This is a genomic window from Sphingobium phenoxybenzoativorans (genome assembly GCF_001757355.1).
In the GTDB taxonomy this organism is placed as follows: domain Bacteria; phylum Pseudomonadota; class Alphaproteobacteria; order Sphingomonadales; family Sphingomonadaceae; genus Sphingobium; species Sphingobium phenoxybenzoativorans.
On sequence record NZ_MINO01000018.1, the window covers coordinates 35546 to 47506 of the forward strand.

Below are 11961 nucleotides of genomic sequence, written 5' to 3' on the forward strand. Positions count from 1 at the left end.
AGAGCTTTAGGCGACTTCCTGTAACTCAACCTTTCGCAGCGAATGCAGTGGATCGTGGAAAAGCCGGTCAATGACGCCATCCACCAGAGCATCAACCGCTGACTGGCTGGCCACTCCTCCGCGTATCAGGCAACGGGCATAAAGCACCCGCTTGAACGCGTCATAAACGTCCGCGTTGGGCCGTTGGGGCGCTATCCAGAATCGGTCGATATGGCCTTCGTGCGTAATGCCGGGGACATTGTAGATAGCGTCACCCAATACCAAAACCGGCGTTCCCGACGCCAGCGCCAGGGTTCCCGATGTGCTGTTCACACATACCATGCCTCGCGATTTTGAAGAAAGTTCCGCCAGATCGCACACGTCGACATGCAAAATCCGTTCTGACATGCCTAATGCACGCGCCTTGGCTAGCACGAAACCGCGCCAGTTGAAGAAGCTGCTGTCGAGTGGATGCTCCTTGACGACGAGAAAAGCATCCTTGGGCGCATAGCGCGCAAAGCTGACCATGATATATTCCGCCGCCGCCTGCATCGTGTCGAAAGGGGAATGGATGCGAATCTGATAATCCGCGCTCAGTTGCAACGGCAGGATAAAATAGGGTTTGCCTTGAATCTGGGCCAATGAAGCTGCCGTTTGTCGCGCGCGGCGTCTCTGCAAGGCAAAACGCTTAAGCCAGCCAACCCCCTCGACGATCGGCGATTCCGGCCGATGGGACTTATAGGTCAGGAAGCGGAAACGCCCCAGAGCAACATTGGTATAATAATGCAGCCCATCCCTGGCACGCCTCTGAAAACTCGCTGTAACGGGTGGCAGCTTGGGCAATGGCGGAAGGCTACGCGCCTGAGTCATGAACCAGCGAGCATCGCGGGAAAGTGTGGAATGACCGTTCACACCATCCGGCTCGAACGTCATCCAGTCAGGACGTATATAGCCTTCCTCAAGAACATGGATGTTGAGGCCACGAAGCTTTGCCATTCCCCGTGCCGTGATATGCATCGGTCGGCAGTCGCCGAAAAGGATCAGGTCCGTAATCTCATTATCTCGCAGATAGCGATCGATGAACAAGGACCAGCGTGAGGGCAGTCCGCGATAGTCAATCGCCTCACCAGGCCAATCCTTCTTGTCCCCCCCGTTCAGATTAATGCGGTGCACACCACAGCCCAGCGCAAGTAATTCTTGCCCTAACATCCAGAAAACAGGTCCTGCAGGACCCTGAAGAAAAAGGAAATTACGCTGGCGGAGCAGGCCGGGCTTCATATAGTTATTCCCATTTTGGACAGTTTCTGCCTCGCGCTTCCTTGCAAACGTCTTAACGAGACGATTGCCCAATTTTCCTTGCGTACTCCGGCTGCCAACCTTTTCACAAGCACTTCTGGTGGGCATGGCAACGAAGTTATAGGGTCCAGATATCGCGGATATAGCAACAACACCGCCGCCACTAACTCGACGACGTTGCGGTGAGCCGTTCTCCGTGTGGGAATAACGCCCAGATCGGTCGTAAGTCCCCAGCCAGCATAGAAGGGCATGCCATGCGTCACGACATCTTTGCCCCGGATCAGAGCTTCAAATCCGGCCAGGGAGGTGATGACGTGAACGCCATCGACCATGTCCAGCAGCGCTGAGATGGAGGCGTCTCGAACGATATCGTCCGCGAACGACAATATCTGTTCATCGGCCACATACCCCTTGCGATGCCCTGCCTCTACATCGGGATGGGGCTTGTAAATGATATAGGCATCGGGTTCCTGCGCACGGGCACGCTTCAACAGGTCAAGATTGCCAGCCACCTCCCCGCCGCCGCATATGACCGAGCGATCATCCTCGACTTGCCCCGTTACCAGAACATGCCGCCGTTCACCCGCCGGCCGGGCTATCGATTGACCACCAGCGCCATATTTGCTGACACCGGATTCGACGATCTGCCGGCGCAAAGCCTCCGCCCTGTCCAGAATCGCTGGCGGAAAGTTTCCGGCCTGCAACAGATTTTCCAGATCACTTGGCTGTGCCGGATCAAAATGCACTCCGACCTTGTCCACCACAATGGAAAGAGGCGGCACGCAGTCTGCACCCAGCCCGGCAGACCGGATGAACCCGTCCTCCACTTCATGTAAATCACAGCCCTGCTGCTCAACCTCATCGAGGAAGCGCTTCGAAACCCTCGATTTCCAGATGGCGATCGACTTGCCCCGCGGAATGGACTTCGTCGCCGACTCGCTGCCCCCCATGAAACGAACGGGTTCCGAGCCTCCCCATAACAGAGGTTCGACCACGGTTTTTTTCCAGTGCGCAAACCCGGCAGCAGCGCCGATCGACCGATTGGAATCGATCAAGCCCCGCCAGAATTTGAGTAATTCTATTGTAGACAGAAAATCGCTGGGCGCTCCGGTAAACGGATCGATATAATCGATATCCGCGACTCTACGACGCACGGCCGTCCTGAAGAATTCAGCTAAGCGCTCTTGATTGATTGAATCTCCATCACCCGAAAAGGTGGATGCCCGGACCCCGGCGATACGCGCCAGCAACAGATTTTCATCTGCGGGATCGAACAACATTTGCCCGGCCTGCGCAAACAAGTGCCATGGATCACAGCATTCTGTGAGGACAACAGCCGGTGAAGCCACTTCGCTTGCCCACGCTGCCAAATGCGGAGGCAGCCATAACACCAGCCTATGCAGATGACCGTCACGCTCCATCCGCTCCAACATCTTGACCGCCTGATCGGTCGTAGCTGGCCGCACAATGAAGGGATTCGGGATCTCCAGTTGGGGGTGAGCCCCCCAGAAAGTACCGCCAACCCGCGCCTCACGCAGGGCGTCCATGCTGTCTCGGATGTCGATGTCGGCACATTCTTGCGAACCGGCATCTGGGGATAGCCGGCTCACTACCGCATTGGCTGCGCCGGGAAATGGCGGCGCGCGTAAAATTGGCGCGATACCCTGTCCTGAAGCTTGGAAATTCAGCGTTTCAGTCGCCATTACGCCAGCTTCCAGATAACAGCCTCCAGCGCGGTTCTATTGAATTTCCCTCTCCAAGCATAGCGGAGGCTTATTTTATTTTCCGGGCCGCTAGAATGGTCTCGATCGGTTCCAGATCGCTGGGATTGTTCAACTCTATCGCATCCCAGCTTGGCGGATCGCATTGCACCACCGCGACGGGGATGCCCGCATGGAGAAAGCGCAGCTGCTCCAGCCCTTCCAGTTCTTCAAGCAACGTGGAGGGCGAATTTACATAACGTTCCAGAGCCGGCCGCCGATATGCGTAAAGCCCCAAATGCATCAGGATCGGCGGCTTATTTTCCGCGTCGCTCCCAGGCAGGATATGCGGAATGACCCGCTTCGAGAAATAAAGGGCTTCGCTCTGCGCATTAACAACGACTGTGGTGCCGCCACTCCGTCCCGCGGCCTGATCGGTCAAAAGATGCTGATAAGCACTGGGAGAACAGCGGACTGCCACTGTAGCAACCTGACATCTAGGATTTGCCGTCATATGCTCAATCAACGCCCTGACCAGTTCAGGCGGCGTCAGCAATGCGTCTCCCTGAAAATTTATGACAACATCATGTTCAGCCGGAATATCGGCAATCGCGGCTGCGACACGCTCGGTGCCGTTCGCACATGACTCCGGTGTCATGATCACCCGACCGCCGAAGACTGTTGCCGCCTCTGCGATACGGTCGTCATCGGTCGCCACATAGACCGGCAATCCGGGTGCTATACCACTCGCAGCCTCAAAGCTGCGTTGGATCAATGGCTTCGCAACACCCGTTACGCCCTTGATTTCGGCAAGCGGTTTCCCTGGATAACGCGACGACTTGTACCGCGCCGGAATGACGATCGCCACACCGGCGAAATTTTGCTCGCGCATATTGTCAGCAGCCCAGCGATCAAATCGAAGCTATGTCATGGATATGGATAACTCCGGCCGGTTTACGCGGATCATCCGCCCGCATCACGAATACCACCGTTATTTTCGCCTCGGACATCAAGGCAAGTGTTTCCTCTATTCTTGTACCGCTTGCCACGGTTTTGGGAGAAGCGGTCATAATCTCGCCAGCGGTGGCGATCAGCATCTTATCGAATGAACGGCGCAAATCGCCATCCGTAATGATCCCGACCAGATTGCCTTCACCATCCACGACGCCCGCAACTCCTTTCCCCGTCGAGGTCATCTCCAGAACGACATCACGCATACCTGTGGTGGGCGTGACCAGCGGCAGCGTTCCGGTTTTGCGAAGCATGGAATCAACCGGTAGCAGTCTCCACCCAATCGACCCCCCGGGATGCCACTGCATCAATTCCGTCCTAGATATGCCACGCTCACGCATGGCAGCGATGGCCAAGGCATCACCAACCGCCAGCATCATCGTGGTAGAAGTGGTTGGCGCTATAAGTTCGGGGCAAGCCTCTGGAATTTTCGGCAGAAGAATTCGGAAGTCCGCTTCCCGCATCAAAAGGGAATCTGCGTCGGAGGCAATTCCGATCATCGGGGCGTTGAGGTTCTTCACATAGGCAATAAGGGGCCGAAGTTCCGATGTTGCGCCAGAGTTTGACAGGATCAGCATGGTATCGGTCGGCTTCAGGAGGCCGAGATCTCCATGCGACGCCTCCGCAGGATGCACAAAGAATGCTGGCGAACCCGTAGCTGACAGGGTCGCCGCTATCTTTCGGCCAATATGCCCGGACTTACCCATCCCGGAGACGATGACACGTCCCTGCGTACTGACAATTTTCGAAACCGCACGGCTAAAATCATCATCCAGCTGATCCGCCAACTGAAGCAGCCCTTCAGCCTCCTGGCGAATTACCGCCAAACCATGATCTTTTGTCTGGGAAATATTAGTCATTAGCATATTGAAAAACCACTGCTACTGTGAACCCTGAAGAAACTCGACGGTCTCTAGAAAACCTTTACAAGCTTGAAGCGCAATTTGTCGAGTATGTCGTTAACTATATTTTCTATTTACCGGACAGCTCGCACGCTTTAACTCCGGAGTAAAATATTCTTCATTCACTTCCCGGCACTTTCGATCCTGCATCGTGCCAGGGGGCACCGAATATTTTTGGAAACTGGTCCTTCGCAGCCCATATCCAAGGAATGCGCCTCTCCGCTATGCCCCGTGAGGAAAGAGGATCAAACCCTGTCCAGGGGTAAAAAGGATTGCGCCGGCTGTACGCCCAGATCTCGACTCTTCGTGTCGGTTTTGATGCATGGCCACGCGCATGAAAGCCGAAAGTATCGGCAATAACCAGAGTGTTCGCCTTGACCCCCAGGGTCTTTGGCTCCGGCAATTTAAGCCCGGCCAATTCCGATTCCAGTATGCGCATGGACCCTCTGGCAGACAGGCGATCAACACCCTCCGGAGCAGCGATGCTGCGCGCCTGTTCCCAGGCAAGTCGCTCAGCCGTCAATTTATGAGACCCCGGCACATAGCGGAAAGCCCCCGCATCCTCCGCCACATCCTCAAGAAAATACCAGGCCTTCATCGTGGGATGAAAGGTATCGGCATGGAATGTGGTTTGGGGGTCAGGGTCGGCTTTGGCCCGATGCGTCAATATCGTCTGGATGTAATATAAAGGTTCGGATGCTGAGCTGGCAACATAGCGAACCAGGCTCCGCCAGCGACTGGCCGACGTCAACGCCCGCAACTGCGGCACACTCTCCAGATATTCAGGATCGATCGCAATCCGCCTTGTTATTGTATCGCCCTGCAACATTTCGCGCGCCGGGGCACGCGTTGACAGGACAGCATCCCTCAAAGCCGCGAACTCATCGCCAGGAAGATAATTATCAATTCTTATGAAGCCATTTGCAGCAAACTCTGCGCGATACGCCGCGGGAACATGACGGCCCAACCTCGACCTGCGCCATCGGGCCAGTTGGTGCGCGATGCGCACTCTTCCTACATGTAGACCAAGCCGGTTTAGACGTTTCGACCCGATGACTGGATTATCTGCAAAAGATTTCGCACCCGAAACAATCTGAATAGCCCATAATGGCAACCCCAGAACCGTGCGCAATACAGACAAAATCTCGGTCCCCAGGCCCACTTCATGCCCCGAACGTGCAACTGCCACTCCCTGTTTGGAGGGCAACTGAAGAATCGGATGGCGATGACTATTCATTCCCGGTGAACTGTTCCAGCCCTCTTGTATCCGGAACACGTCGCCGTCTGCATAATCCCGTACCGATAGTCGAGCGATTTAAACAACCAATCTGGAGCTATCCGCTGTAGCCAGCTATTTCTGCCGCCGGTTCGACCGCCTGCGAGCGATGAAAATGGACCCGGCAACCGTCATCATGATCGACAACAGGGCTATAACTCCGCCAATCGCAATCAGATCGGATTGGCTCATCAACGCAGCCGCGCCCACTCCTCTCACGACCAGATAGCCCGGCGCAAAACTCGCCGGCACCCAGAGCAGCGCGGACAGGATGTTCGCGGCCTGAAAGGTGCGCGCCTCCATGAAAGCCACGCCCGATACCAATGGGACAGTGGTGCGGAACGGCCCCATGAACCGGCCGAAGAATATGGCGGCGAAGCCATAACGCTGGAAAAACAGCCGCGCCTTGGCGAACATCCCCCGGTGCCGGTTGAAGGGCGCGCGGTAATAAATGGACGGGCCGATATGCCTGCCAATCGCATATGACAGCGCATCGCCCGCCACCGCGCCCAGCAGCCCGCAGATCAGGACGGGAACCGGCTCCAGCGTGCCCGCACCCAACATGCCGCCGATAGCGAACATGATGGGCGTCGCAGGGAAAAACAGGCCGATAATGGCCAGCGACTCCGCGAATATGATCAGGCCTATCAGCGGGCCCGCCCATGCGCGATGCTCGGTGATGAACAGCGTAACGCCCGCCAATATATTTTCCAAAGGAGGACTTTCTGTAGCGCGGACGGTTCCGCTGCGGACGTTCCGCCGCCGCTTTGGAAAGATTGGAGGGCGCTGGCAAGAGCGAATTGCGCGGACCGGCGAGCATCGCAACCGTTGCCTATTCGCAACCATTTCACCTTTGCGCTTCGCCCATATTTTTCATAGGTGTCGGCCAGAAGCCGCGGTGGACCAATGAAACCATGACCTTGTTTGAGCGCGTATCGAAGCGCGAACACGCCATCGTCAGGCTCAATCTGATCATCGCCCTCGCCTTTGCCCTGTTTGTTGTTGCGCAGCCAGCGGTGCCCACATGGGAATTTCTGCGGCTGATCGGCACATTCCTGCTTTTGACCATCCCGCTGAGCGCTCTGTCGCTGCTCGGTTTTGCCCTGCTCAACGCGCGCGGGCCGGGCATGCTCGGCGCGCTGCAGGACCGGTGGCGGTCGGACCGGTTTGTCACATTGCTATGGCCAGTCCTTCTTTTTGCGATCGTCATGTCGAGCTTCAGCGCGTTCAAGCAGCGCATTCTGCCCCATGCCGGTTTCCATTTTGATCCCGCCCTCGCCGCGATAGACCGCAGCATATTCGGCGTGGATCTGGGCTTATGGCTTCACAAGAGTATCGGTTCGCCGCTGCTCACCTATTTCCTTGATGGCGTGTACCACGCCTGGTTCCTGCCCATGTCGGTGGGCGTCGGCATTGTGGCGCTCTGCACGGACGCGCGCACGCGCATGCAGTATATGACGGCCTTCACCATGACATGGATCGGCCTCGGATCGATCCTGGCCTATCTGTTGCCCGCAGCAGGACCATGCTTCTACGGCGTTTTGGTCGGTCCCATCGGCAATGGCCCGTTCGAGGCGGTTAATGACGCGCTGGTCGCCGACCGGGCGGCGCGCGCTGCGGATTTCCTGTTCACGATCGAGGTGCGCGACATGCTCCTCGACCGCTTCAACGACCCCGATCTCAGCATCGGCGGCGGCATCTCCGCCATCCCGTCCATTCACAATGCGATGGCGGTGCTGTTCGCGCTGGTCGGCTATCGCTTCAATCGCGTGTTCGGCCTGTGCATGAGCGCGTTTGCAGCGCTGATCTGGCTGGGGTCAGTCTATCTGAACTGGCATTATGCGATTGATGGCATCGTTGGCGCGGCGGGCGCCATCGGCCTGTGGTATGGCGCGGGTTTCCTGACCGGTCCCGCCCATGCGAAGGAGCCAGCCGCGGAGCGGGTGCTCGCTGGCGGCACGACATTCGCCAAACGCTGAGTTTTTTCAGCCTTTAACCGCCCCGGCCATGATCTCGGCGATCCGGTCGCTGCCTTTGCCATCGCCAAAAGGATTATGAGCGCGGGACATCTCGGCATAGGCATCCGCATCGTCGAGCAGCCGGAACAACTCAGCCACGATTTTGCCCCGGTCAGTCCCCACCAGCCTGGCGGTTCCGGCGGCCACGCCTTCCGGCCGCTCTGTGGTCTCGCGCATCACCAGCACAGGCTTGCCCAGGGATGGAGCCTCTTCCTGCACGCCGCCGCTGTCGGTCAACGCGATCTCGCACATGTCGAGCAATTTGACGAAATGGGGGTAGTCGAGCGGATCGATCATCGCGACATTATCGAGGCCGGCAAGTTCGACATCCATCACCGCCCGCACATTCGGGTTGGGATGCACGGGGAAGATTATGGCGACGTCCGGGCGCGCTGCGATGTCTTTCACCGCCTTGGCGATATTCTCCATGCCGCCGCCGAAATTTTCCCGCCTGTGGCTGGTCACGGCGATGATGCGCTTGCCCGAAAAGCGGGCGGCGAGCGGCGCCAGCCCTGCGGCAAGGGAGGGTTCAGCATCTATGCGCCGCTTGGTGGCGAGCAAGGCGTCGATAACCGTATTTCCGGTCACATATATGCCCGCCGGGTCGCGCCCCTCCGCCAGCAAGGCGTCTGCGGCGCCCTGGGTGGGCGCGAAGTTCATGTCTGCGATACAGGCGACCACCCGCCGGTTCACTTCCTCCGGCCAGGGATGGTGGATGTCGCCGCTGCGCAGTCCGGCCTCGACATGAGCGACGGGAATCTTGCGGTAATAGGCGGCCAGGCTGGCGACCATGGTCGTCAGCGTATCGCCATGGACAACCACCCGGTCGGGCTGTTCGCTGTCAAAAACTTTGCCCAGTTCCACGATCAGGCGCGCGGTCAGCCCGTCCAGCGTCTGATTCTCTTGCATGATATCCAGGTCGATGTCCGGCACGATGCCGCTCATCTCCAGCACCTGATCAAGCAGCCCGCGATGCTGGGCCGTGACGCAGACCCGTGTATCGATTTGCGGCCGCGCCTTTAGCGCGTGAATCACGGGAAACAGCTTGATGGCTTCGGGCCGCGTGCCAAAAACGATGATCACTTTCATGCCGGATTCCCCGCTTCGCGCGCCCGGCGCATCGGGACGTCCTTTCGCAAAAAATGGTATACAGCCTCTAAACGCTGACGAAATGATCTCCTCCGCCTTTCGCAGGTGCGAACGGCTATGCTAGGTGCGGCCGCGGGTCATCAGCAGAATCGCTAAGGAGCTTCATGAAAATCACGATGATTGGCACCGGCTATGTCGGGCTTGTATCGGGTGCATGCTTTGCCGATTTCGGTCACACCGTGACCTGCGTCGATAAGGATGAGAGCAAGATTGCCGCCATTCGCGGCGGGAAAATGCCGATTTATGAACCGGGCCTCGACGCGCTCGTGGCCAGCAATGTCGCAGCCAAGCGGCTGGATTTCACAACCGACCTAGCCGAAGGCGTCAAGGGCGCAGACGCGATCTTCATCGCCGTCGGAACCCCCTCCCGCCGCGGCGACGGCCATGCGGACCTGACCTATGTCTACGCCGCGGCGAAGGAAATCGCGGAGGCTCTGGACGGTCCGGCAGTCATCGTGACCAAATCGACGGTCCCGGTCGGCACGGGCGACGAAGTGGAGCGCATCATGCGCGAGGCGCGTCCCGACCTGGAGGTCGCGGCCGTGTCTAACCCGGAATTTCTGCGCGAGGGCGCGGCGATCGGCGATTTCAAGCGCCCGGACCGCATCGTCGTCGGCACGGACGATCCCCGCGCCACGGCCGTCATGCGTCAGATCTACCGCCCGCTCTATCTCGGAGAAGCGCCGTTGATCTTCACTGGCCGCCGGACGGCAGAGCTGATCAAATATGCCGCCAATGCCTTCCTCGCGACCAAGATCACCTTCATCAACGAGATTGCCGACCTTTGCGAAGCGGTGGGCGCGGAAGTGAAGGATGTCGCGCGCGGAATCGGTCTAGACAACCGCATCGGCTCCAAATTCCTGCATGCTGGCCCCGGCTATGGCGGCTCCTGCTTCCCGAAGGACACGCTGGCGCTCATCAAGACCGGCCAGGATTTCGATTCGCCGATCCGCATCGTGGAAGCGGTGGCGCAGGTGAACGACACCCGCAAGCGCGCCATGGGCCGTAAGGTCATCAAGGCGCTGGGCGGCGACGCCCGCGGCAAGAAGGTCGCCATCCTTGGCCTGACCTTCAAGCCGAATACCGACGACATGCGCGACGCGCCGTCGCTTGCCATCGTCCAGGCGCTCGAGGATTCAGGGGCGGATATCTGCGCCTATGATCCCGAAGGCATGGAGGCTGCCGCTTCGCTGATGCCGCGCGTGAAGATGATGTCCGACCCCTATGACGCGGCCGAGGGCGCGGACGTTCTGGTCCTGGTGACCGAGTGGGACATCTTCCGCGCGCTCGACCTAAAGAAGATCGCCGGCCTCATGACCGCACCCGTTCTGGTCGACCTCCGCAACATCTATCCCGCGGCCGAGGCGGCTGCAGCGGGATTTAAGTTGTTCCGGGTTGGCGGCGTTGATGCGTCCAGTGAAATGTAGATGATCTCAAATCATCGCGGCAAGGTGAGTCTAATCTTAAGAATAGCAGGTCATGTCGTACCAGCATGAGTACAGGAGCGATTCGATGCCAGCGATAGAACAACCGTCCACGACCCCCGCGATCGTGCCGGTCATTCTGTCCGGCGGATCGGGAACGCGGCTTTGGCCGGTGTCCCGCCCCGAACGCCCCAAGCAGTTGCTCGCACTCACGGGCGAGGAGACAATGCTGCAGCTCACGGCTCTCCGCATGGAGGGCATTGTCGGGTCGGGCCGGCCGATCATCGTCGCCAATACGGCGCATGCGGCCATGATAGAGGAACAGCTTTCCGCCGTCGGTCTGCCCGATGGGCTGATCGTGCTGGAGCCGTTCGGCCGTAACACGGCGCCCGCCATCGCGCTCGCCGCCATCGCCGCCAATGATCCCGCCGCCGCGCTGCTCGTCATGCCAAGCGACCATGTGATCACTGATCTTCCTGCCTTCCACGCAGCCATTGCCAAGGCTCTGCCCCTGGTGTCCGATGGCTGGCTGGTGACATTCGGTATAGAACCCGACGCCCCGGAGACCGGCTATGGCTATATCCGCATGGGCGACGCCCTCGCCGCCGGCGTCAACAAGGTCGCAAGCTTCGTCGAAAAGCCCAATGCCGATCGCGCCGCAGCCATGCTTGCCGAGGGCGGCTATGCCTGGAATGCAGGCATCTTCCTGTTCCGGGCCGACGCGTTTCTGGCGGCGCTGGCGCAATTCCAGCCCGACATGCTCACCGCCATTCAGGCTTCCGTCGATGGCGCCGTGCGGGAGGGCAGCCGCCTGTTCCCTGATGCGGAGGCCTTTGCGGCCAGCCCTTCCGATTCCATTGACTATGCCATCATGGAACGGGCGGAGAAGGTCGCCTGCGTACCGGTGGCGATGGGATGGTCGGACGTCGGTAGCTGGGACTCGCTTCACGCCATTTCCGCGCCCGATGCGGCAGGCAACACGGTTCGTGGTGACGTACTTGCCCTCGGCGCCTCGCGATGCCTTGTGCATACGGATGGGCCGCGCGTTGCGCTGGTCGATGTCGAGGATTTGATCGTCGTCGTCTCCGGTGCCGACATCCTCATCCTCCCGCGCGGCAAGGCGCAGGAGGTTCGCCGGGTTACGGACGCCCTGAAAGGCTGATGGGATTCAGCCCGTGCGCCTGAAACCGGACGACAAGATCCCGG

General features: G+C 58.9%; 10 protein-coding genes. 3 read left to right on the forward strand and 7 right to left on the reverse strand.

Annotation, left to right across the window (positions count from 1 at the left end; genetic code table 11):
• Positions 1–6: 6 nt before the first annotated feature.
• The 6 genes from BHQ40_RS11225 to BHQ40_RS11250 form a co-directional block, all read right to left on the reverse strand.
• Positions 7–1257, reverse strand: a complete 1251-nt coding sequence (locus tag BHQ40_RS11225; protein ID WP_070155935.1) for a capsule polysaccharide biogenesis protein — start codon at positions 1255–1257, stop codon at positions 7–9.
• The gene (locus BHQ40_RS11230; protein ID WP_070155937.1) at positions 1254–2978 is read right to left on the reverse strand and encodes a capsular polysaccharide export protein, LipB/KpsS family; all 1725 of its coding nucleotides are present in this window, start codon (positions 2976–2978) and stop codon (positions 1254–1256) included. The genes BHQ40_RS11225 and BHQ40_RS11230 overlap by 4 nt, the downstream gene beginning before the upstream one ends.
• Positions 2979–3048: 70 nt before the next feature.
• Positions 3049–3867: a 3-deoxy-manno-octulosonate cytidylyltransferase family protein gene (locus BHQ40_RS11235; protein WP_070155942.1), complete on the reverse strand. Its 819-nt coding sequence runs from the start codon at positions 3865–3867 to the stop codon at positions 3049–3051.
• A 19-nt stretch (positions 3868–3886) separates the two neighbouring features.
• A complete protein-coding gene (locus BHQ40_RS11240) occupies positions 3887–4846 on the reverse strand; it encodes a KpsF/GutQ family sugar-phosphate isomerase (protein ID WP_253183331.1) in 960 nt (319 codons plus the stop codon).
• Between the two features lie 160 nt (positions 4847–5006).
• Positions 5007–6125 (reverse strand): phytanoyl-CoA dioxygenase family protein, encoded by a 1119-nt coding sequence (locus BHQ40_RS11245; protein WP_083276865.1) that lies wholly within the window; start codon positions 6123–6125, stop codon positions 5007–5009.
• Positions 6126–6239: 114 nt separating this feature from the next.
• On the reverse strand, positions 6240–6866 hold the full coding sequence (locus BHQ40_RS11250) for a DedA family protein (protein ID WP_253183332.1): 627 nt from the start codon (positions 6864–6866) through the stop codon (positions 6240–6242).
• Between the two features lie 212 nt (positions 6867–7078).
• Between BHQ40_RS11250 and BHQ40_RS11255 the strand changes: the two genes are divergently transcribed.
• Positions 7079–8143, forward strand: coding sequence for a phosphatase PAP2 family protein (locus BHQ40_RS11255; RefSeq protein WP_139139280.1), 1065 nt, complete (start codon positions 7079–7081; stop codon positions 8141–8143).
• A 6-nt stretch (positions 8144–8149) separates the two neighbouring features.
• Here BHQ40_RS11255 and wecB read toward each other — a convergent pair whose 3' ends face one another.
• Entirely contained in the window at positions 8150–9271 is a 1122-nt protein-coding gene (gene wecB / locus BHQ40_RS11260; RefSeq protein ID WP_070155949.1) for a non-hydrolyzing UDP-N-acetylglucosamine 2-epimerase, read from the reverse strand.
• A gap of 164 nt (positions 9272–9435) precedes the next feature.
• Between wecB and BHQ40_RS11265 the strand changes: the two genes are divergently transcribed.
• Positions 9436–10758 (forward strand): UDP-glucose dehydrogenase family protein, encoded by a 1323-nt coding sequence (locus BHQ40_RS11265; RefSeq protein WP_070155951.1) that lies wholly within the window; start codon positions 9436–9438, stop codon positions 10756–10758.
• Between the two features lie 85 nt (positions 10759–10843).
• The gene (locus BHQ40_RS11270) at positions 10844–11917 is read left to right on the forward strand and encodes a mannose-1-phosphate guanylyltransferase/mannose-6-phosphate isomerase (RefSeq protein ID WP_171905834.1); all 1074 of its coding nucleotides are present in this window, start codon (positions 10844–10846) and stop codon (positions 11915–11917) included.
• The last annotated feature ends 44 nt before the right edge of the window (positions 11918–11961 follow it).

What these genes read in the sequence shown, in the direction of transcription:
- BHQ40_RS11245 (WP_083276865.1), bottom strand. Translation starts at nt 6,125, where the DNA reads ATGAATAGTCATCGCCATCCGATTCTTCAGTTGCCCTCCAAACAGGGA.
- BHQ40_RS11235 (WP_070155942.1), bottom strand. Translation starts at nt 3,867, where the DNA reads ATGCGCGAGCAAAATTTCGCCGGTGTGGCGATCGTCATTCCGGCGCGG.
- BHQ40_RS11230 (WP_070155937.1), bottom strand. Translation starts at nt 2,978, where the DNA reads ATGGCGACTGAAACGCTGAATTTCCAAGCTTCAGGACAGGGTATCGCG.
- BHQ40_RS11225 (WP_070155935.1), bottom strand. Translation starts at nt 1,257, where the DNA reads ATGAAGCCCGGCCTGCTCCGCCAGCGTAATTTCCTTTTTCTTCAGGGT.
- BHQ40_RS11240 (WP_253183331.1), bottom strand. Translation starts at nt 4,846, where the DNA reads ATGACTAATATTTCCCAGACAAAAGATCATGGTTTGGCGGTAATTCGC.
- BHQ40_RS11265 (WP_070155951.1), top strand. Translation starts at nt 9,436, where the DNA reads ATGAAAATCACGATGATTGGCACCGGCTATGTCGGGCTTGTATCGGGT.
- BHQ40_RS11255 (WP_139139280.1), top strand. Translation starts at nt 7,079, where the DNA reads ATGACCTTGTTTGAGCGCGTATCGAAGCGCGAACACGCCATCGTCAGG.
- BHQ40_RS11270 (WP_171905834.1), top strand. Translation starts at nt 10,844, where the DNA reads ATGCCAGCGATAGAACAACCGTCCACGACCCCCGCGATCGTGCCGGTC.
- wecB (WP_070155949.1), bottom strand. Translation starts at nt 9,271, where the DNA reads ATGAAAGTGATCATCGTTTTTGGCACGCGGCCCGAAGCCATCAAGCTG.